The 20296-nt window shown below is 58.0% G+C and carries 27 protein-coding genes; 12 read left to right on the top strand and 15 right to left on the bottom strand.

Translation table 11 applies throughout. The features are described 5' to 3' along the window. Positions 1 to 234 precede the first annotated feature (234 nt). The 6 genes from ACNJX8_RS11675 (at position 235) to ACNJX8_RS11650 (ending at position 4095) form a co-directional block, all read left to right on the top strand. Positions 235 to 1677 (top strand): toll/interleukin-1 receptor domain-containing protein, encoded by a 1443-nt coding sequence (locus ACNJX8_RS11675; protein WP_439360724.1) that lies wholly within the window; start codon positions 235 to 237, stop codon positions 1675 to 1677. Positions 1678 to 2224: 547 nt separating this feature from the next. Next, the gene (locus ACNJX8_RS11670) at positions 2225 to 2629 is read left to right on the top strand and encodes a Rap1a/Tai family immunity protein (RefSeq protein WP_439360723.1); all 405 of its coding nucleotides are present in this window, start codon (positions 2225 to 2227) and stop codon (positions 2627 to 2629) included. A 48-nt stretch (positions 2630 to 2677) separates the two neighbouring features. Next, positions 2678 to 3064, top strand: coding sequence for a hypothetical protein (locus tag ACNJX8_RS11665; protein WP_439360722.1), 387 nt, complete (start codon positions 2678 to 2680; stop codon positions 3062 to 3064). 130 nt (positions 3065 to 3194) lie between these two features. Then, positions 3195 to 3521, top strand: coding sequence for a hypothetical protein (locus ACNJX8_RS11660; RefSeq protein WP_439360721.1), 327 nt, complete (start codon positions 3195 to 3197; stop codon positions 3519 to 3521). Beyond that, positions 3518 to 3835, top strand: coding sequence for a hypothetical protein (locus ACNJX8_RS11655; RefSeq protein WP_439360720.1), 318 nt, complete (start codon positions 3518 to 3520; stop codon positions 3833 to 3835). The genes ACNJX8_RS11660 and ACNJX8_RS11655 overlap by 4 nt, the downstream gene beginning before the upstream one ends. A 5-nt stretch (positions 3836 to 3840) precedes the next feature. Continuing rightward, positions 3841 to 4095, top strand: coding sequence for a hypothetical protein (locus tag ACNJX8_RS11650; RefSeq protein WP_439360719.1), 255 nt, complete (start codon positions 3841 to 3843; stop codon positions 4093 to 4095). A 10-nt stretch (positions 4096 to 4105) separates the two neighbouring features. Here the strand turns inward: ACNJX8_RS11650 and ACNJX8_RS11645 are convergent, their stop codons facing one another. Both ACNJX8_RS11645 and ACNJX8_RS11640 read right to left on the bottom strand, forming a co-directional pair. Continuing rightward, positions 4106 to 4591 carry a hypothetical protein gene (locus ACNJX8_RS11645; RefSeq protein ID WP_439360718.1) on the bottom strand — a complete coding sequence of 162 codons (486 nt, stop codon included), beginning with the start codon at positions 4589 to 4591 and terminating at the stop codon, positions 4106 to 4108. A gap of 5 nt (positions 4592 to 4596) precedes the next feature. Then, positions 4597 to 5715 (bottom strand): hypothetical protein, encoded by a 1119-nt coding sequence (locus tag ACNJX8_RS11640; RefSeq protein WP_439360717.1) that lies wholly within the window; start codon positions 5713 to 5715, stop codon positions 4597 to 4599. A gap of 869 nt (positions 5716 to 6584) precedes the next feature. Between ACNJX8_RS11640 and ACNJX8_RS11635 the strand changes: the two genes are divergently transcribed. Continuing rightward, positions 6585 to 6731 (top strand): hypothetical protein, encoded by a 147-nt coding sequence (locus ACNJX8_RS11635; RefSeq protein WP_439360716.1) that lies wholly within the window; start codon positions 6585 to 6587, stop codon positions 6729 to 6731. Between the two features lie 61 nt (positions 6732 to 6792). Here ACNJX8_RS11635 and ACNJX8_RS11630 read toward each other — a convergent pair whose 3' ends face one another. From ACNJX8_RS11630 to ACNJX8_RS11580, 11 genes are all read right to left on the bottom strand, one after another. Continuing rightward, a complete protein-coding gene (locus ACNJX8_RS11630) occupies positions 6793 to 7239 on the bottom strand; it encodes a hypothetical protein (RefSeq protein ID WP_439360715.1) in 447 nt (148 codons plus the stop codon). Positions 7240 to 7247: 8 nt separating this feature from the next. Further along, positions 7248 to 8327, bottom strand: coding sequence for an SGNH/GDSL hydrolase family protein (locus ACNJX8_RS11625; RefSeq protein ID WP_439360714.1), 1080 nt, complete (start codon positions 8325 to 8327; stop codon positions 7248 to 7250). Positions 8328 to 9153: 826 nt separating this feature from the next. After that, the gene (locus ACNJX8_RS11620) at positions 9154 to 9564 is read right to left on the bottom strand and encodes a hypothetical protein (RefSeq protein ID WP_439360713.1); all 411 of its coding nucleotides are present in this window, start codon (positions 9562 to 9564) and stop codon (positions 9154 to 9156) included. Positions 9565 to 9661: 97 nt separating this feature from the next. Then, the gene (locus tag ACNJX8_RS11615; RefSeq protein ID WP_439360712.1) at positions 9662 to 10159 is read right to left on the bottom strand and encodes a hypothetical protein; all 498 of its coding nucleotides are present in this window, start codon (positions 10157 to 10159) and stop codon (positions 9662 to 9664) included. Continuing rightward, entirely contained in the window at positions 10156 to 10521 is a 366-nt protein-coding gene (locus tag ACNJX8_RS11610; protein WP_439360711.1) for a hypothetical protein, read from the bottom strand. Before ACNJX8_RS11610 ends, ACNJX8_RS11615 begins: the two co-directional genes overlap by 4 nt. A 189-nt stretch (positions 10522 to 10710) precedes the next feature. Continuing rightward, positions 10711 to 10932 (bottom strand): hypothetical protein, encoded by a 222-nt coding sequence (locus ACNJX8_RS11605; protein ID WP_439360710.1) that lies wholly within the window; start codon positions 10930 to 10932, stop codon positions 10711 to 10713. A gap of 238 nt (positions 10933 to 11170) precedes the next feature. Then, positions 11171 to 11458, bottom strand: coding sequence for a hypothetical protein (locus ACNJX8_RS11600; protein WP_439360709.1), 288 nt, complete (start codon positions 11456 to 11458; stop codon positions 11171 to 11173). A gap of 664 nt (positions 11459 to 12122) precedes the next feature. Further along, positions 12123 to 12923, bottom strand: a complete 801-nt coding sequence (locus ACNJX8_RS11595) for a hypothetical protein (protein WP_439360708.1) — start codon at positions 12921 to 12923, stop codon at positions 12123 to 12125. Between the two features lie 103 nt (positions 12924 to 13026). Next, positions 13027 to 13212: a hypothetical protein gene (locus tag ACNJX8_RS11590; protein ID WP_439360707.1), complete on the bottom strand. Its 186-nt coding sequence runs from the start codon at positions 13210 to 13212 to the stop codon at positions 13027 to 13029. Positions 13213 to 13391: 179 nt separating this feature from the next. Further along, entirely contained in the window at positions 13392 to 13604 is a 213-nt protein-coding gene (locus ACNJX8_RS11585) for a hypothetical protein (protein ID WP_439360706.1), read from the bottom strand. Between the two features lie 50 nt (positions 13605 to 13654). After that, positions 13655 to 13894: a hypothetical protein gene (locus tag ACNJX8_RS11580; protein WP_439360705.1), complete on the bottom strand. Its 240-nt coding sequence runs from the start codon at positions 13892 to 13894 to the stop codon at positions 13655 to 13657. Here ACNJX8_RS11580 and ACNJX8_RS11575 point away from each other — a divergent pair. From ACNJX8_RS11575 to ACNJX8_RS11555, 5 genes are all read left to right on the top strand, one after another. Then, positions 13893 to 15167, top strand: coding sequence for an IS256 family transposase (locus ACNJX8_RS11575; protein ID WP_439360704.1), 1275 nt, complete (start codon positions 13893 to 13895; stop codon positions 15165 to 15167). The two genes, ACNJX8_RS11580 and ACNJX8_RS11575, sit on opposite strands and share 2 nt — an antisense overlap. 601 nt (positions 15168 to 15768) lie before the next feature. Further along, complete coding sequence (locus ACNJX8_RS11570; protein WP_439360703.1) at positions 15769 to 15942, top strand: hypothetical protein; 174 nt, start codon at positions 15769 to 15771, stop codon at positions 15940 to 15942. 219 nt (positions 15943 to 16161) lie between these two features. Then, the gene (locus ACNJX8_RS11565; protein ID WP_128956676.1) at positions 16162 to 16347 is read left to right on the top strand and encodes a hypothetical protein; all 186 of its coding nucleotides are present in this window, start codon (positions 16162 to 16164) and stop codon (positions 16345 to 16347) included. After that, on the top strand, positions 16340 to 16522 hold the full coding sequence (locus ACNJX8_RS11560) for a hypothetical protein (protein WP_439360702.1): 183 nt from the start codon (positions 16340 to 16342) through the stop codon (positions 16520 to 16522). Before ACNJX8_RS11565 ends, ACNJX8_RS11560 begins: the two co-directional genes overlap by 8 nt. A 317-nt stretch (positions 16523 to 16839) precedes the next feature. Further along, entirely contained in the window at positions 16840 to 17052 is a 213-nt protein-coding gene (locus tag ACNJX8_RS11555) for a hypothetical protein (RefSeq protein WP_128945135.1), read from the top strand. 1007 nt (positions 17053 to 18059) lie between these two features. On the opposite strand, the gene ACNJX8_RS11550 is transcribed toward ACNJX8_RS11555, so the two are convergent. Together ACNJX8_RS11550 and ACNJX8_RS11545 are read right to left on the bottom strand one after the other, a co-directional pair. After that, entirely contained in the window at positions 18060 to 18320 is a 261-nt protein-coding gene (locus ACNJX8_RS11550) for a hypothetical protein (RefSeq protein WP_439360701.1), read from the bottom strand. Positions 18321 to 18406: 86 nt separating this feature from the next. Beyond that, a complete protein-coding gene (locus tag ACNJX8_RS11545) occupies positions 18407 to 18613 on the bottom strand; it encodes a hypothetical protein (RefSeq protein WP_439360700.1) in 207 nt (68 codons plus the stop codon). Positions 18614 to 20296: the final 1683 nt, after the last annotated feature.

Below are 20296 nucleotides of genomic sequence, written 5' to 3'. Positions count from 1 at the left end.
CCGGGATCGCCAATGTTTCCAATAAGTTAGCTGGTCGTAACGTCGCCAAATTGTGTTGCGCCTGTTGCGCAAAATTCCCCAATACTTCCAACGATTCCCCACAACTCCCGGCTACTCGGCGCGACACAGGGCGCGACACGGCCTGTGAATAGGTCGGATAGCTCTGAAGTGCCGTCCAGCGTGCGCGCAAGGTGTGCAACGATCGGTCGTTGATTCGCGATTTGGAGATTGAGAGTGGCCGCCCCCGTTGCATTCATCTCTTATTGCTGGACCTCCCCAGCACACGAACAGTGGGTGATTGAATTGGCGACGGAGCTGGTGCGCAACGGCGTCGACGTCCGACTCGACAAGTGGGATCTCCGCGAGGGCCAAGACGCGCACGCGTATATGGAGTCGATGGTGACCGATCCAAAGGTTACCAAGGTGATCGTTGTCTCCGACCAAAAGTACGCGGAGAAGGCCGATAAGAGGGCTGGCGGCGTCGGCGCTGAATCGCAGATCATGTCGGCTGAACTCTATAACAATACCGATCAAACGAAGTTTGTCGCCGTAATACCAGAGGTCGACGGGAATGGAGAGCCGTACTTGCCGCGGTTCTTCACCTCCCGCATCTATATTCCGATGACGGAAGCACTTTACGCCACCAATTTCGAACAATTGCTCCGATGGCTCTACGATAAGCCTCTCTACACAAAGCCAGCTCTAGGCAGTATGCCTGAGTTCTTAAAGGAAGATCGCCCCCTCAGTCCGACGAGAGGGAAAGCAAAGCGAGCAATCGAAAGTGGCGCCATTGCAATTGATGCTCGATCTGCGTTGACCCAAAGCGCCTCGCTCGAAAGCTACCTCGAGTCTTTCGTGGTCATTTTCGAAGATTTTCGCGCCGATCCCAAATCCTCGGATTTTCCGCAGGCGGTTCTCGACAACATCGAGAGATTCCTACCCTATCGAAATGAATTCGTTGAGGTCATAACGGCCGCCACATCCAATCGCACGCCTGAACTGGCTCAGTCACTCCAACGTTTCTTCGAACGCGCGATTCCCTTCATGTTCCGACCCGAAACAGTCAGCAGTTGGAGCGGTTGGGACTTCGATAATTTCAAGTTCATTGTCCACGAGCTATTTTTATACTCTGTCGCCACGCTCCTAAAGTTTGAACGGTTCGATGTGCTCTCTGAGCTGATTGAATTGCGCTTTTTTGCTCGCCTCGACGATTATCCATCGACCCAAATGCTTCCTTACACAGTAATTTGGCAACCGATGGAGTCGCTTCGCCCTAAACAACAAGAGCTGCGAAGAGCCTCCCTCCGCGCCGATCTGATGGAGCAGCGCAGCCATGTCAGCGGTGTGCCATTCTCGCTGCTGATGGCGGCCGACTTCGTGCTTTTCCTAAGATCTGTCTCGTTTGACGTCCCCAATGATCATTGGTATCCGGAGACGCTTCTGTACACTACATTCCGCTTCCGCCCGCCATTTGAAATCTTCGCTCGATCGGAATCGAAGGCATATTTTGCCAAATTGGCGCCTGTTATCGGCGTTGATAACCGAGAGCAACTTGCGGAACTCGCAAACTCCTTCACCGTGAATGGCGAGACCGGGCGTTGGCTTCCCCGCTGGAGTTACCGCACCCTCAGCATCTCTCAGCTCGCAAATATTGAGAAAGTCGGGACACGATCCTAGCTCGAATGAAGCCCTGCTCTGTCAGCTATCAAATCCGCAGCTCCGTTATGATCGTGATGTTCTGCAGCCCGCTCAGCTCGGTTAGCGCCCACACCAGCGCGTCAACACGATCCGGCGAATAGGCGTTCGCCTACAGCCTGATGATCTCACGGCGGTTGATGACTGGATAGCGCGGCAAGAAAAAGCTCCTACCCGCCCGGAGGCTATTCGGACGCTGATGCGACAGGCGCTGAAGGCGAAGCCGAAGGGTTGATCTTGTGAGTGGATGGCTCATCGGGGCTGTAATTGGCGCTATTACTGGCTTCCTCGTCGGTGGCGTCGGAATAGCCGTTCGCGCTAGTGCTATTGGTGCGCCGTCTTGGGCCGTCGCGGTGATTTTCGCCGCTTTGGGCGCAATCACTGGCAACTACATCGGAAAGATGATTTCGCGCCGCAAGAGATGAGATCTGCCCCATCCGCTGCATGGGAGTCATGGCCTCGCGCGAAAGTAGAGTTGCCCGCTCCCGCTCGCTCGATCTATGGTGGCACTTGGGTCTGGGGGACGAATATGGGTCAATTTGGAAATGATGGCGCTCTGCGCAGTGCTGAGCAGCGCTGCCGCGCCGCACTCTTAACCACCACGCTCGCTCTCGCTCCTGTTTCCTCCGTATTCGCGACCGGAGTCGATTTTGGTAGCGGCAACTACATGCTGCAACATTGTGAACACTACATATTCAAGAGCGGTCAATTCGACGTTTGGGACGGTGAGTGCGGGGGCACGATCGCAACACTCACTTTCCTCGCTAGTGCGCTGCCCGAAGGGTTCAAAACCTGCCCTCCTAAAGGCTACACTAAAGAGCAGGCAGCCAGAGTTGTCGTTACTTTCATGCGAAACAACCCGCAGCTTCTCAATGAACCATTTCGAATCTTGGCGATGACCGCTCTCAGTCAGGCATGGCCCTGCAAACCATAGATTTGAACGAGGGTCAGCGGCGTACTAGTCGCGCCAATGAGGGTACGGATGAACTGGCGACGCGGTCTTTTTCGGATCTGGTTGATACTCAGCAGCCTCTGGCTAGCAGCTTGTGCAGCCATCGTGATTATAGATGCGCGTCTGTTTGAACCGAGTAAGACCTATGAGGTCGAAGGTCGGTCCAAAGAGAAATACGAAATCACCGCGCCGGCTTATGCCACCGAGGCCCAGGTGGTTGCATTCGCTAAGGAGCATGAAGGAAGCGATTGCACGTCGAGCACAGGACCTTGGTGCAGTTATCCGTTAAAGCTTCAGATGCCCGGGAGGCCGATCGAATGGGCCTTGATCTACGTCGGCATTGGCGTGCCTGCGGTCCTACTGTTGATTGGCTCAGGTTTTTATTGGGCGTTTGCCGGATTTAAGTCCAGCTCCTGAGTCGGGCGGTAAAGAGATCGGTGTGCGGTATCCACAACTAAAGATTGGTGCACGCCCGTGCACCTACGGCTTGCGCTCTCGCCTTGGTTGCGATTGAGTCACAGTTTGAATTGGGGGAGACGCGCGGCAGATGAAAGGTTGGCTAGCTGCCCTGTTTGTAATCGTTGCGATGATCATCGGAGCGCAGTTTATATCAATATTTGTCGTCCAGCCGATCGGAGCGCTTCCCGAAGGCCGAACCGTCATTTTACTTCGCAAACCTTGGACCGGCCAAAAGGGGCTCGCCTTTATCGATAGCCCGGATGCATTCTGCGAGCGGAATAGTGGAGGCGTCACACTCCTCTGCCGAGGTGTCACGGCAGGCGCTATAGCGAAGAATGCGACCATTCTCGCTCGGCTTCCCTATTCTGCAACTCTCTATGGAATCAGCACGGGCGGCAAAAAGTATGATCGATGAACGTCTGCAACCCGCCGCGCGGAGCTTTCGACGCGTGGTTCATCCGCTATAGGCATCACGAAATGAAGATCGCGATCCTATCTGCCGCGGATGTTGCTGGGTGGTACACCGCGACACTAATGGAGCGCGGGCACGAGGTCACCATTGGTCCGTTCGGCCACGTGCCTACGGCAGTGACCAGCATGATTGAGGACGGTGTAGAAGGCGTCCTCATCTTGACTGACACCGATGATAATTTTGATGAGATTGCTGCGCGCTTTACCAGAGCAACTGGCCGCCCTGTGTGGCGCAATCTGACTGAAATCCCGCGGTGATTGGTATGCACAAGAAAGCCGACGCCGAGCAAAAGATCCGGCATCTTGCGTTGGAGTGGATGCACGAAACGAATTATCGTCCCCGGCCCGGCCATTACCCTAGCTTTGGCGCTTTCAAAACATGGCTCGAAAGCAAGCACTACAGCCACTACCTTCGATTTCAATCACGTATTGATCCCCGGTACGAGGCCGAGGGATGGTTTGAAGCAGAAATCCGCGACTACTGGCGTAGCATGCGCTCACGCGGTGTCGAGCCGTAAACACCCATCACTAAATGGGCCGCCAACGTGTCTGCGCTTCCGCGATTCTCTTGGAGAGATCCATTCTTGTCGCGTAATATTTAGAAACGGACTGCACGAAGTCCTTTCCGTTCGCAGGTCCAGATAGCCCTTCCGCCGACTTCTGCAGTTGTACAAGCGCGTCGGCGAAAGCTTCTACCTCCTTGGTGACATCAGGAAAGCGTTCGCGAAGACGCTCAGCCGCTGCAAATGAGTCCTGCACGGAAGCTTTTAAATTTTTAAGGTCGTCCGGAGTAGTCGTGTTTTTGCCGAGCGCTTTATCAGCAAATTTTTGCAGAATTGAACTCATATCGTGCTCAGCTTTTTCGCTGGCCTCGATCTGCTTGTTTATGGCTTCGCGATTAGCGGCACGATGACTGGCGTAGTCGCTCCCCAGCCCGCCGATGAGCAGACCAACAGCTCCGGTCAGTGCGGCTTTCCAATTCTCTTTCGCGAATTGTCTGAGTGCGTTGAACATTGTTACTAGTCTCGTTTTACAGTAGCGGGGCTCTTTAAACCGGTTCGGCGAGCTACCTCTCTTGCTTTGTCACAGGCTGCAGGCCACTCGTCCAAACCGAGCAACTGAATTTGCCTGAACGCCTGTCGTTCAACTTCGGCTGTACAGGTGTCGGCGGCCGAAGCTTTAGAATTTCGCAGAACGATGTTGCCTCTCTCAATCTCTTGGACCGCAGCCGGTCCGATCTCGACCGCAATGACGAGCAACGCCGACGCGACCAGTGGAGTGATCTTTCGCCCGATAAGAGAAATGAACCCGGGCGAATTGATATTGGTCTGGAGCTGAGCGGTGTACTCGCCGGAATCAATGAAGGCGGCATCCACAAAACCCTTAACGTCAGCATCTCGGTCTTGGGCCACGGCACGGGTATTAGCCGCGGTAAAGTTGAAGAAAGCCTGAAGCAAGGCATCGTCAAATGTATCGAAGTCGGCACTGGTAACTTCGAACCTGCCAGAATAGAGGTCGTCAATCGAGTAGTTGCCATAGGCCAGCTTGTAGAACTGACCACGTAGCGAGCGCTCGACGATGAACGCTGCGTTCGGCTTCTGCAGCGCGTCCAAGATGGCGAACGGCAGATCGGTTTTTGGAATCCGAGCAAGCCAACGGACTGACCGGGCGGGTAAGTCCTCGTTGCCAAACAACCTCGGAACCTTTTCGGTATCATACCGGGTGCCGGCATGACGCACCTCTCCGATCAGGGCCTCTTCCATATACGCCTTGGGTGGCACTATGACGAGATCGCCGCGGCGGATTTTTTCGTAGTACGTGCGAACCAGCCCTTCGAGCTGTGCGGCACTGTTACCGCCGGCCTCCGGCGAATAGTTGCTGAGATCGCGCGAAGGACGATCGTCTGACGGTTGGCCCCGGTTATACCAAGCCCGAAACGCTCGCGACCGATTGACGCGTCGGCGCAATTCTTGGTCATCCAGAGGGACGCCTGGCTCCAGCTTAAGCCCAGGGAGCTCAAGGATTAAACTGCTATTCTCCCTAAACTCGCGATATAAACGGTAGCCCTTCCCCGGCCGCGCAACGAAGACGTTGTGTTCTTCCCCGAGAACACGCGCATTCAAATCAATTTCAATCATTATGCCCCCAGCACCGTACGAGCGTACGGCACAACTAGGGGTTATCTATCCCGAAGCGGGGTTGATTCCAATGGGTCCTCAACACCCGGATAGGTCCGAAACGGTACTATATTAGCCTGTCCTCCTCACCTCCACCACTTCCTGCCGCCTCATCTCCCGCCGCCACGCCGCCCAATCTTCTACCGGTTCAGGCCGGATAGCCGCGCCAGCGTGGTCATTTGAATACTGGTGCACAACGCGCTGGGTAATTCCCTTGGCGTCGATAGAAGTAAGCAGAATCTTGCCTCCTACCCAGTGCGCGCTCTCAATCTGTTCCTGCCGTGCGACCTCTGTGATGTGCAGTTAAATCCACCTCTGGCACGTAGTCGTCATTCCGACGAAGCTTGAAGCCGCATCGCTCCACAAGCTCCGGGTTCAATGGCGTGCCGGAGATCGTCGTCTGCTCAACCAGCCGCGAGCGTTCTGCCTTGGTAGCGAACGAGTTGGCCAAGATCTGTTCAACTCGCGACGATTGGTCGGTCCACAAATCCATCGAATATGCGGCCGGACGGTTTTGCTTTTCGTGCCAGCCGATAATGTAGAATGCCGAAAACGCATCACCGTTCCGATGCTTCGACGTACTGGCACTGCGGCTTTGATTGCTGTGGCCAGCCTGTCGGCCTCCTGAGCGATAGCGGATGCGAGTTGACGTTTTAGCCTGAAAGGAAGTTCACTGATCTGCTTTTGAAAGTCGTCGTTCGGCAATTGGCCTCCGTTCAGTAAGTAGCCTGGCTTACGGTCCCACGTTCCAGAATTAACCCGGGCCGTACCCATCAAGCTTAACGATGGAATTTCGCGCGAGCGCCGGTTGTAGCCGCTAGGCTGCAAATATGGCGAAACGCAACCGTCAAAAAAGCAAGCCGGCACTGGCGCCGTTCGACCCGGAGATAGCGGCTCGATGGGCAGAGATCCTGCGGCTGCGCGAGCAAATCAAGAAGGCGCTCGCGAAGCGCAAAAAGAAGATCAGACCGCACTGACGAAGCCAGCGCTAATGTAACGCCGTGCTCGCGATGCCGTAGAGCGCGTCACGGCGTCACCTTAGTGATTCCAGATTGACGGCCCGAAATACATTCGAGCAAAAGTGAGGGTTACAGCTTCTTTTGCTGTAATATCGCCGGTGCTGAAATTGATGAACCCGTGCAGATATTGCCAGTTTCCGGAGCCCGAATCCCAAGCCAGCAACTCTGTTCCCTGCGTGTGCGACCCTGGAAGATGATAGGCATGAACGGTTCCTATCACAGTGCTCGCAGCCAGTGTGCTAGGCGACGTTTTTTGAATGTAACCTGACCCAAGCACAGCCGTACCATTGACCTGTGTGCCCATGTCTTCAACGGTGCCGGGCAGCGTCCAACCTGACGCCGGAGTGATGTTCAACTTGCGACATGCTGCATACTCAAAATCGGATTGGAAAATGCAGTCAGCAACAAAGCTCCAAATCGCGATGCTGAAATCGTCGGCTGCGTGCACCTTGTCCGTTGCGTTCAACCATCCGGTCAACAGATTGAAGCGTGCTTCGCGAACTGCGCGTAGCTGTCGATGAACATAATGCCGTAATCTCGGCATGCTTCTTTGGCGCCGACCGCGAACAATTCACGCCACAATTCGTTCCGCGCTCCTGTGTCGTCATAGGCGGTGTTCGGCATCACGTAGACAACGGAAGTCTGATTACCGGTCCATGTTCCCCGCAGCAGTGCGAACCCAGCCCGCAAATCTGTAATCGACTGCGAAACACTGACCGGAGATCCGCCCGTGTAAGGGTCGTTCATCCCGTAGTTGAGAACATACAGCTTCGGAATATTACCGCCCGTGTAGGTCGAGAGATCGGACGGAAGGTGGGTGTTTTTCCAGTCAGCAATAGTTGTACCTGACACACCGCTGTTTGTGACCGACGCACGTTTGAGCCCCTTGCGTAACGCGACCGCCTTCAGGACAACATCCGGCGCCGTTACCGCCGAGCTAGATAAACCAGTGCCGACCACCGTGCTGTCGCCGCGCAAAATCACATTTGCAGTTGCCCCTCCACCGGATCGCCACGAGTTCAGATAGGCACCGAGATATTCACGACCGAAGAAATTGCGCGATAAATCGGTGTAGCTAGCAATCCGCGACGAGCCGTTGTAAAGGTCGGTTGGGGCAAGATTCCGAACGGAATCCGCTTTGTCTGAGATATCCGACAGATTGTTCGCGCTTGACAGATCGCCCGCGCCAGGCTGGCCAACAATGTTGAGATTCCAGTCCGCCAGCGTGCCGCTGCCGTTGGTCTTATCGACCGTAATCGTCAGCGTCGTGCCGCTATAGGTCGCGAGACCTTCCATCCAATTCGACGTGTTCGCGGCGGAGCTGGCACGCACGCGTGCGCCGTTCTGGTAGGCGAGGCCCGATTGCGTGGTGAACGCCTTCGAACCCGTGCCGATCGTGAGCGACGTGGTCGAGGTGCCACCGTAGCCTGCGCCGGTCGGCCCGGTCGCACCCGTGTCACCTTTGCTCGCCAGCAACTGCCAATAGGTGGTGTTCGGCGGCGTGTGATTGGTGTGGTCGAGCACGCAAGCGTAGCTCGAACCGCTGAGCGTCACGACGTCGCCGACAGAATAGGCCGTGCCGCTATCTCACGCGCCCTTGAGTTGAAATGCCTTGAAGATGCCGAGATAGGTCCAAACGCCACCTGACTTGACCCACGTTTTGCCGGTCGTCGGCTGGAAAGCATACTGCCCGTCGTTGCCGAGAGAAGGATCCGGCACTGATAGGCAGGCCCGACGAAAACAAAGAAGCCGCTAGTGTCCATTGCACTAACAAGCTGGTCAACCAACCGAGCAGAGGTCTCACCGACAATGCGCTGCTGGGACACCTTCCAAATCGTGTACGTCGCGCCGCTCAGCGTTGCGCCAGGCCATGGCGTAATGACCAAATGCGTGTCATCCGTCACATCCGTGATAGGCACGCAGTAGTGCCCGCTTTGAAACAGGTCGCCCGGCTTGACGTTACCGGTCATATTCCATAGAGGCCCAGTGCCGGTAACAGCAGTGCTGTCGGCCGCAACCGAGGCCGTTCCGGTCGAATAGCTAGAAAGCGCGGTCAATGTGAAAGTTTCCTCGCTTCCCTAAGAGCGAGAGCTTCCTCGATTGGAAGCCACTTACCATCGATCTTCCACCAGACTTTTCTGGTCGAGGGTTGAAATGCGAGCCAGCCTTTTGCGTCCGGTGGCGGTTCGGTGAGTTCGGGCGGAATCCGGCTGGCGTTCACGACGTGATCGACCGTAGTCACGAGAGCACTTCTCCGACTTTGTCATGCCAGCTGTGAATGATGCGCGTGGCAATGCCGTCAGCGGCGATTGTCGTCAATTGAGCAAAGCCGCCGACCCAACACGGAGTCCGACCGTTCCTATAATCTCGGCTGGCGATGTCACGCTGCATTCAGCGCTGCGATTGCGTGTGCTTCCAGGGTTGCCGGCGCAGTGGTCAATGCCGCTTGGATCTCCTGTTCATTCTCTTCGGTGTTGCACGGGCACGGATTGAACCCGCGCGGCATATCAATCACCTGCCAAGGATCGAGATGCTCGCCACCGGCCTGCACCGTAGTAATCCGGAAACCGGAGGGGCCATGCTGTTCCGAGATTCCCGCGACTGACACCTCGAATGGACTCGCTGCGCCCACTGCCGCCATCCGGTCATTCAGCTCCAAAAGCGTGGGACCGACCGCCTGCTTGAATTCGTCAAATCCGCTTGCGGTCATTGTCGATAGAGTGAGACCGACCGCTTGGAAAACAACAAACTGCTCGGCGCGGATCGTCGCTGCAGCTCTGAACTGCGGCAACAGGACAGCCTTTGCAAATTGCAGTAATCGTTTGATCTACCGTATTCCAGACTAGTGCCTCTGAAACGAGATGCGCACCATCGGAGGCGACGATGGGTTAGCTGCAGACACCATAAAGTTCCTCAAATTGAAAATTGACAATCCGTACTGCACTGACCGGGAGCGCTCCGCCAACAGCTATCCCCGCTCCTATGAGCGTTCCTGCGAAGCCTGGCAGCGAAAGCGCTGACGCAATGGATCCGCCCAACGGACCCGCGAACGCTGAGACCGCAATCAAGGCCGTCAGAGCGATGATTTGTTCGGCCGTGTTATTGCCTCCGCCAAGCGGATAGGACACGAACCGCACATTATCATTCGCGGCGATGCGTCGCCGCGACCAACTCTTGCGCAGCACCGCCTCGCCATTGATCTCAAGGACCGTCGGCAAGCCCTTCTTGAACTGCCAGCCATACTGCCGGTCTCGCCAGGCCCAGCCCGTGCGGCGCAGGAACGCCGTGACAGTCTCGCGAGGCCGCGGCTCGGCGCGCGCGACCTCAAGCCCAGGCATGACGAGATGCAGCACAGGTTGTGCGCGTGCGCGTGCGGCGTCCGTCAATCGAGCAAGTCATCCCTCACCTCCTCTGGCGCCCACGACACCTTGCTCGCATCAGCCGGCGTCGCACCCATGCTTCCCAAGCACAATCGCAGCAGCGAAAGCGCCTTGGTGCCGACCTCCTCACCTGACCGCAAGCGAGCACGCACGGTGCAGGCAATTTCCAGCAAGGCGCGATGGCTGTGGTTCAACCACGGCAGTTCGCCAGCGAATTCTCGCCACGCTGCGGCCTGTGGCTCGGTTAGCCACTTGGGTGGATCGCCGATTGCGTCGGCTGTCGGCTCATTGCGCTTAAAACGGCCAGCATTGATTAGATGCCGGCCCTCAACGCGCGCCTTGGCCGATGGCGTTCGTGATCGTGGCATTTTTTTACCCTGGGGGTCTGAATTGCAGATGCGTGAATTTTGGGGGGCCGCCGGTAGCTAGCTGCGGGGCCGGAAGGATCCGACCCAGCCCTCCCCGTTACGACCTTAGCCGGCGCTAATCGTCTCGACGGCAAGCCTATCGCCGCCAACCTCCCGGTAGACTTTTGTCGTGTAGCTGCCCATAGGCCCTCACCAAGTCCGTAGAACATCAGTTACGCGGCCGTCATCATTGATGACGATCTCAGCGCGATCTCCACCGTACAGTTGGAATGGACCCTTCCACTCGGGATGACGCTGCGCCGCGCCGAGGTTGCGTGCATGAACCTGCACGATCTTGCCACTGTCCAATTCGGCGATGCCGCGATGCCCGTGGCGATCCCACGAGTGCACGGTGTCATTGATCGTTTTCATTTTGTTGGAATCCCCCGAAGCTTCATCGCCATTTCAGCCCGCCTGTAGGCTACAGATTTCGGCACCCGTATCCTCCATAAATGGTGTGTTGCGATTGTTCGGGGAAATAAAAAGCTGCTTGGCGGCCTGAAAAAGAGGTGCGCCGGGATCGAACCGGCGCAGAAGTTTTGCACGTCACGTCAGCCACAAAACGTGGCCTCATATCTCTGGCAGCGCCAACGTTGATTAGCGCAAACAGCTACGCAGCCAAAAGGTCGGCCAGTTTTCGCGCGGCGCGGACTACCGCCTGTTTGCCGATTCCCTCATAGGTGCGTTTACTACTACCCGGGCCGGCAACCAGGTGGCCGATTTCGGCGGCCGTACTGTCATCAAGGACCGCGTCCAATACGTCGGCGTGCTTTCCCATCTTAGTCCTAAGTCGGCTCTCGTCGATGTTTCGCACCATGACGTCCTCGACCGTCTGGGTATTCACTTGGGCCGGGGAAGCCTTGGCTTTACGCGGTCGACGGAACCGTTCGATGTGCATGGCCGCGCTGTACGGGGAAGTTTCTTTTCGAAGGTCGGATCCCTTTTCGCCTCCTGATCCTCCTCGTACATCGCGATGAGGTCTTCGGCGCTCATCGTCTCCATCAGGGTTTCGACGATCGTGCCTTCAGGCAACGCCGGTTTGTTGACAGGACGCGCTGGCTCAGCGTGGTTGTCGTTATCGGCAATGAGTGCCTTGCCGGTGAGTTCGGACTATGCGTTGATGTCTTGGAGCGTGATGGTATCGCCAGCCCTGTGGAGGGTTGGAATAAGTTGGGAGCGGTTCACAGTGGGATATTTCTCGTAACGTGACCTTCTGGCCGTTGTCCGGCTCGTGGTGTGGCCAAAGGCGCGGCTGCACACATTTTGAAAATATTTTGAAAACTTGCGGGATGACGCGCGCGAGGGCGGCACTGGTAGCTAACGGCGAAGATGTCAGGGTGTGCGGACACCCCGGATCTAGACTAGCTGCTCGGTGCTTACGGGAGCAAACGTGTCGCCAACTACCATGAAGGGCTTGCCGTGCAACTCGGCCGAGTCATAGACCTCATCCAAACCGCAAGCGCCGCACAGGCGCGTCAAGTGGCCCTGACCTTCTTCTTGCTGTTCTTGGTTATTTCCGCCCTCGGTCATGATCGCAATGTTACCTTGATCTGTGACGAGGGCTAACCAGGTATCCTCCCCCGCTTCTGCATGGCGCTAGCCACGATCATCAGTGGAATATCGCGCGGCACATCAATTTCGATGGTAGATCTTCGGATTCTACGCCACCTTTCGGCCGCCTCGTCTGGATACTCATCGGACGTTGGCGGTTCAGCCTTCGATTTTACGCTGCGGTCAGCCTCGTCATATTTTTCGGCGGCCAGCCATTTTTCCAACGGCATGCGACGCTGGCCTGGCTTTGCACTTGCGGCCCACGCGGCGGCGCGGCTTGCGATGTGGTCGACGTCGGGGCTGGCGATCGTTTCAAATGCCTGCCTGCTGGACTGCTTATTGCCGTAGCGGCCATAAGCCTTCCAGATGCGCTCAAAGCTCTTTCCCGCCACGGCCGGCGCCTCAGCGTCCGGCCCGCTGGCGGATACTGATTTACTTATACCGTCAGCCGGACTGTAAGCCGGTGACGGTAAGTAGGATTCACTATCAAAAGTGCATGAGGTTGGGTGCAAACCTCCTGCAAAATCGACAGAGGCACCTCCTGCACTTTCGCCAGTAGCAAATTCACCAGAGGTGTTTTCACCTCCCGCAAAATCGACAGAGGTGGGGCACGGCTTTGCTGTCGCCCAGGAAGGCACGTATTCAGTCGTCCGGCCACTGACGACGCGCCTCGTCACGAAGCCCCAGTCCGCCAACTCACGGCAGGTCTTGACGACGGTCCTGTCATTCATGCGGGTGGCGCGCTTGATGTAATTGATGCTGGCACGACCATTTCCAAAATCACGCCTGAATGCCTGGACGATGACCAGCATCGCGCTCACGTGCCGCGGCTTCGTTCGCGGGTCATATTGAACGCGAAAGACCACTGGCTGAGGAGGCTTGCCGGCTCAGTCTTTCGCTCTGGTTCCGCTGCCCTCAGCCAACGCGCAGCGCTCCGTCCACCGCAGCCTTCACTTCCAGCAGCCATTCTTTCGGCATTTCGGCAACCGGCACCCTACGCCAATCCGGCGCATCGTCACGGCCGTGATAGGTCTTGATGGTGATGTCGCGACCACCGGTGTAATAGACGTCGTCGATGTAGCTGCCATCCCGAAAAACCATCTGTGCCTCCTGCTTTAGATCCCCATGCCAACTAGTGCGATCGGCAAGGCATCCCACTAAATGGCCGGCACTTCCCCTTTCGTTCTTTTCAGCAACCTAAGAGCGATTTATTTGGTTGTGCGGTTGTGTTTTGGATCCACGGAACGCCCCGCCGCCACCCTAGCCCGGTTAGGCAATCACTAAATTTCTCTATGGAAAGCAATGGCTGGAAAACTGCCTAACCTAGGCGGCAAGCTATTGGGATGATTGAATTCAATCAGTCCTGCCGGGATCGCCAGCCTTTTACCTGACAATTCAGAATCTTGCGCGCGTATCGGCTCCGTTCTTGGAGCCGTTTCGTGTTGCGCGGCGTTCTCTGTCGCTTGCGGCAATTTCAACGCGATACGCGGCATTCCCAACTGCTCCACGCAACACGGGCGCAACACGCCCTTTCGCCTTCTGTTCACGACATGGGGGAAGCAATGAGTGCTGTCGATATCGTCGGCTGGATCTTGCTGGCCGTTACGCTGGCGGTCACGTTGTGCATCGACAACAAGCCTCGCACATAGGCGTTGTCCACACCCACCACGGGCAGTAGCTCGGGGGATGTCCCGGGTTCTGTTGAATTTCTGAAGAGGTCGGCGTTGCCCACCTTGAGCCGGTAGGCTCGGGGTGCTGATTCCACAAAGGAGAGCAACGCCATGACGAGAGATATCACACCGGCTGGTTCGCCGGCGACCGGGGCTGTGGACGAAGCGCTTGCAGAAGTGCGGGCGAGCTTCGATCGGTTCTGCCTTGCGGCAGGGATCGAGGCGCTCGGCACGATGATGGAGGCGGATGTCACGGCGGCCTGCGGGCCGCGCCACGGTCGCGACGCGGCACGGCGGGCGCGCCGTTGGGGCCGAACGCGGGGACGGATCGGCTTCCACGGCGGCAAGATCGAGGTCGAGCGCCCGCGGGTCCGGGGCGTGGACGGCCGCGAGGTCACGATCCCGAGCTGGGAAACGGCGGCGGCGGAGGATTGGCTCGGTCGCTGGGCGATGAACCTGATGCTGATCAATGTGTCGACGCGCCGGTTCGGCCGCGCTGTCCGGCTGCCCGAGGGTGACGTGCCGGCACCGCCCGGATCGGGGGTTTCGAAGTCGGCGGCCTCGCGGAGGTTCGTAGCGCTGTCGGCGGCGCGGCTGGCCGACTTCATGGCTGCCGATCTGTCCGCGCTCGACCTTCTGGTGGTCCAAATCGACGGGCTGCATCTCGGCGACGATCTCGTGCTGGTCGCCGCGATCGGGGTTGACGGCGAAGGCAACAAGCATCCGCTGGCTCTGGTGGAAGGGGCGACCGAGAATGCCGCGACGGTGCAGGCCCTGCTGGACAACCTGATCTCGCGCGGGCTCGACCCGACAGTGCCAAGACTGTTTATCGCCGACGGCGCGAAGGCGTTGTCGAAGGCGATCCGCCGCACCTTCGGTTCGGCCGCTGCGATCCAGCGCTGCCAGATCCACAAGGCGCGCAACATCATGGAACGCCTGCCGAAAGAGCATCATGCGGCCACCCGTCGGGTGCTGCGCCAGGCCTGGGAGCTCGATGACGCCGACAAGGCTGAAAAATTGATCCGCAATCTCGCGCGTCGACTCGACCAGCAATGGCCCGGCGTAGCGGCCAGCATCCTCGAAGGCCTCGACGAAATCCTGACTGTCGTCCGGTTGAAGTTGCCGAAGGAGCTTCGTCGATCGCTCGCCTGTACCAACATCGCCGAGAACATGATGGGCACCATTCGCCGCGTCACGCGCAACGTCAAACGCTGGCGAGATGCCGGTATGGCCTTGCGATGGGTTGCGGCCGGCATGATCGAGGCCAACAAGGGCTTCCGACGATTGAAGGCGCATAAGCAATTGTCGGTTCTGCGTGCGGCTCTTCAAGCTCGCCACAATCGCATGACGATCAACCCCGTTGCCCACGTCACGAGGGCCGCGTAACATTCAGTCCGGCGACGTCGGCCCGACCTAGTTCAACAGCGATCGGGACATCCCCGTAGCTCGCGCGCATTCCGAGCCGCTAGGAATCGATAATTTGCGAGGGACTTACGATGCCGCTTTGATGGCGGCGGCATGCCTCGTTCTGCTCGACGCCATATCACTGCCCACGTTGGCGGCCGACCCGTGAAGATCACCTTTGGCGCGATGCGCGCGATGGGGCTGCGCGGCGTCCTGGTCTACTGTCATTGCGGCCATCACGTTGCTCTGAGCGCCGATCGCTGGCCAGACGATGTTCGCTTGTCTGATATCGAGCCGCGCTTCGTGTGCGGCGGATGCGGCAGCCGCGGAGCTGAGGTCAGGCCCGATTTTGCCAGCGGCCGACCTCCGCAATTTGCAATGTCGAACGCCCGTTAGCGCTGCGTCGATTTCCCCGATGAAGGCCCGCAGAGGCGCCATGCCCAGGGACGGCAGCTAACCGATGATGGGGCGTCTTCGAAGCCAGAATCGCGCTAAGGCTGGTTCATGAAACTCACCGCCGAACGTCCCTTCACCTACCCTGAAGCCGCGGCCCGTAAGCTGGTCGAGCTCGTCCATTGAGCTGGTGCAGGACGGCCGCATCCATATCGAGAAGATCAACGCGCCGTTCCTGTACACGCTCAAGGCCAGCGGGAGGGAGTTCGGCGCAGGGATCAAGTGCGCGGTCGATCGCGGCTGGCTCGAGCTGCACGAGAGCGGGACTTACGTGCGATTGCTGAGCCGAGGCGAGATCGACTGAGCAGACAAATCGGCCCCGTGCCACCTGGAGGTCCGCACCGAATCCGCAGCACAGGGCGAGAGGTCCGCTGCTCAGGCCAGCCCCGAGGCAGACGCCTCTATCATGCGCGCCGCCGACCGCCTCTGCACTCAGACAAAGGTGGATTGAGACGGCGAGGCGCGAGGCGGAACCAAGAACTAACCTAAATTAATCTGTCGGTTTGCAGCGGGAGGCGTCCCCATGCCGGACGACGAGATGGATTTTGTTGCCAGGTTGGTCACTGCCAAGATCGAGCGCGTCAAAGCCGGGACGGAACGCGCCCGAGAGCAACTACAGGAGTCGTATCAACGGCTCGCCCTTTCGGAAAAAGTGCTCCAAATTCCCATCCCCAAGGTCTGGCATCCCGAGCCGCCGGACGATGGATGAACTGCCCGGGTTCGGTGTTAGCGTCAGAGCCATGACCAAGATGATTCTGATAATGACGGCGGCCGGCGGTTCGCTGGTCGGATCAATAGTCGTCCTGTTCGAGATCATGGCCGCGCGCGAGCGTAAGCGCCTGAAAAGCAAAATTACCTCAGTCGAGCGGCCCCCTTCATCCTAATTTCAACAACCCTAAAGACGGCCCCGGCCGGGGGCCGCTCGAGGGCGAGGCCGGGGCCGCTGGAGGAAGCTGGGCCCTCGGGCTAGCAAGGGCCAAGCGAAACGAGGCTACTCATCGCTCATCGCGGTGTCTGTACGCCTCAGCACTGTTCCCCGCAGGAACTTCAGCAGATTGGTAAAATCCGTGGCGGGCTCCTAACCGCGGCCATTGTGCTGAGGTGGCTGCTTTCAATCACCAAGTAGCTTTGTTTCCCGCCGCAAGTTTTCCGTTTTGTGTATCGACACTTTCGCAGTCCAAATTGCCATTGGAGACGTTTTATGCCCAAGGAGAATTGCCTGATTGTTCGTGCTGCCGGGAAACAACTTGATCTGTTACGGGGCGAAGCTTCCCGCATCGCGAAAGAAGCTAACGTCGGTTGGTGGACCGACCGCGCGGAGATCGGCACCAAGTTCTGTTTTGAAGATCCTAAATCAAAAGAGTCGTTTGCGCTCACTTGCGACAGCCTCGGCATCGCCTGCCAGGACGGCTAGTGCATTGAAAAACCCGCCGACCGGGGAGCCGGCGGGTTCTCAATGCCCATGCGTACCGCGGTACTCGTCACCAATCCGCGATGCCTTAACTATACTGATCACCTGTTGACGTTGAGTTACCTCGCCCAGCGTGAACCGGCGGCCCTAGCGCTCTAGCCCATCGTCGTGTGCGTCCATCCTGCGCTTCTCGCGCATGGGAAAACTCCGCTTGTTGGGGAATGCTGCGGATCAACTGCCCGCAGTCCCCAAAGTTCCTGTAGGAGAGTGTCGACAGCTCGCGGCGCCAGAGCCCGACGGTGGCGCGGAAACGCCGCAAAACGGGGCCCGAAGGGCTGCCGGCAAGTGTCGGGAAGCGAACCGAGAGCGGATCGAGACTCGATTTGGTCTACGGGGCGTTTGGCCATACGAGGGAACGGCTGTTGGAAACTTACACGTTGGTCGTTGACGGCATCGCGATCCTCGCCTTCGCAGCGATGGTCGCTAGACAGCGAACGCGTCGGCGCGCCCGAGGCCGAAGGCCGTCCGGCTGACGCAACTGCCAGACCAGCTGGGGCCGACTCGGAGAAGCTGATCGAGGGTGAGCCGCCGGCTCTTCCAGCCAGTATCGCCGGCGGCCCGATTGCTGGCCTTGCAATTCTGGCGACAAGCGTCAGACGGCAAGCATCACTGATGCTGCAAATCGCATGCCAAGTTGCAATGACGCACTGAAATTAATGACGCACTGAATTTAAGGTAACGGCTCAAGGTTAAGCCGCTGGAGCTAGCCGCCAGAGGTACATTAGCAACGCGCACGGCGGTAACTTGCTGGCGCTCGGATATCCCAGCGGCGCGCGCGGCTTCAGCTTGCGTTGGAGCAGAACTGACGGTGCCGACAGTTTTGGTTCTGTCGCCGCCTCGGCTATGGAATTGCTTCTGGCGCTCGCGAAGGCAGACCAGCATCCAGTATAGCCCAAAAGCTCTATCCCGCTACAGATGTGCGACACGTTCACCACGCGCGCGTTGCGCTGTTAACGATCCGTAGACTTTCGACTCAGCCGCGAAATCATCGATACGTCGACCGCAAAGCTCTTGGCGAGCTGCATGCGCAGGTCGATTACTTCTTTCGCGCGCTCGTCGGCGACCTGCATAGCGCGGCGCTTGGCATCGCGCAGACGAACGATCTCGGCTTTTGCCTCGCGTAGCATCGCGGCCGTGCGCTCGATCTCGCGTGCTGCCTCGAGGCAGAGCGGGGATCGCGCGGATTGCAATCGTTGCACCAAATCGATCATGGGTCGGCCCTCCCTTATTCGGCAAGGCAGCCGTCAACGGTGTTGATGAGAACGCAGGCAGCGCGGGCGGAAGCCTCATCATCTGGTCATTCATCGGCGGGTAATTTCCGGATGTTGGCTGGGTCGGCCCTGGCCCAATCCGGCTCGCCATCCTCACTGGCCGGGGCGAGTACGACGTCGGCATGGCAATGATGATGGTCGGTCAGGATGTCGTATATGCCGAAAGTAAGGTCGCGGGTGTCGTTCGTCTGAAGTTGGTCCGCGTCTGCAGGTTTAGGAAGCGAGACGTTCATGCTGCGACAGTCCTGCGACAGTAAGGATGGCGATCTTATTGGCGATGTCGTGGTTGAACGCACAGGTGCGGCCACGCTCATTGTCAGGACCAAAGGCGCCGTACGAACCGTCCGAGGCCCGCGATACTCGCACGCCGTAAATCTTGATGCCCTCTGCCGTCTCGACATCGACGTGCGCAATAGCGGCCGGACCCGCTCTTGCGGGGCGTAGTCCAATAATTCTCATATCAATCCTTGTGATTGCTATGTAGGCAGCAGGCCTATCAAAAAAACGACCGGAACAATGAACGGCGCACCTAAGAAGGATGCGGCTCAAGCCTGACGTCCCACTGAGGCTTGGGCTTCGGAGACTGCTGCTGCGGCGGCTTTCTCTTTGTGGTGGAAGACCGAACCTGCATCACTTCACCTCCAAATTGGTTTGCTCACCAATAGTGAGGCTAGCGGGGCCGGACACTAAAATGCCGCCCCTAGAGAACGGCCCACATTTGTTCTATTCAGCAACCTAAGAGCGATTTATCTGGTTGTACGGTTGTGTTGGGTCGAACTGACCGCCCCGTTTGCCGGCGCTAAGGTTAGGCAATCGCCAGATTTTCCTACGGGAAACAAATGGCAATAAAATTGCCTAACCTTGCCGTTAAGCTACTGAAGTCTTGGAAACGGCTAATCCTGCCGGGATCGCTAGCGCCCAAATTCGGGCTTGAAATCATTGCAGAAAACGCGCCTCAGTTACCCACTCTTTAGAACCTCTGTTCCGGTGGGTAACAAACCGGCTTCGAGCCCTCGCTTATACGAAGTCGGAGCGTCATCCCGCCGGCTGACATTGACGATGAAGCCCGCCGGCACGCCGATGATGGCGCCGAGCGGCCGTAGCCGAAGGCGCTGAGTGCGCCGGCCATCACCGCGCCGTACAAGACGCTCATACCTGAGCAGAGAGCCGCGATACCGATCAGGGTCTGATCGTTTTTCTTTTCGATCCGGTGTAGGCGCTGCTCTCTTGAGCTTTGCCTATAAAGCCCGGCTGGCTCAGCGCGACCCGCAGTGCGGACAGGCAATGGCTAAAAACGAGATACTACCGCCGCAATCGTAGCACTCGATCAGTTCCCGTTGTGCGCGTCGGTTCGTGATGTGCCGCTTGTAGCCGCCTCGCTGTTGCTGCGCCATACGTTCTGCGGTGACTGCTCCGGGCAAGCAACGGCGCGATTTAGCCGATATGCTCGAGGAAGCCCCGCGCCGGATTCCAAATCGGTTGGACGGTTGGCGGTCTCGCACATAGACGCCGACAATGAGGCCTGGCGCCCGCTGAACAGCCAGAGATCTAGCGCTTCCGCTACTGGGCGGAAGCGAGGCCCGGCAATGGAGGCGAATCCAACCGGACCTCGCAGCCGCTTGATCCCGGAGGGGATCGGGACGCAGGATCGCATAGAAAGCGTGCCGTTTTCCGTCCTAGTTGCAGATCATTTCGCCGGAAAGCGCACATTCGGGGTCCGCCAGATTCGCGACGGTGCCTAAAGACCTTCTGGTCGGCGATGGCGCTAACTTTTGCCGCCGCTCGCCGGGCAGCTGCATTATCGGATCTCTCTAGAGGTTATGTCGCAGTCGCCTCCGCTCTGCTCGCGCCTGGGTTTGTTAACCCTCGGCTGATCAAGCAGAAAGACGGCACAAGGTGGCCCATCGGCGCCGATT

This window comes from Bradyrhizobium sp. SPXBL-04, assembly GCF_051853035.1.
In the GTDB taxonomy this organism is placed as follows: Bacteria; Pseudomonadota; Alphaproteobacteria; order Rhizobiales; family Xanthobacteraceae; genus Bradyrhizobium; species Bradyrhizobium zhanjiangense.
Note: the sequence above shows the minus strand (reverse complement) of the source record. Positions and strands in the feature narration are given on the sequence as shown.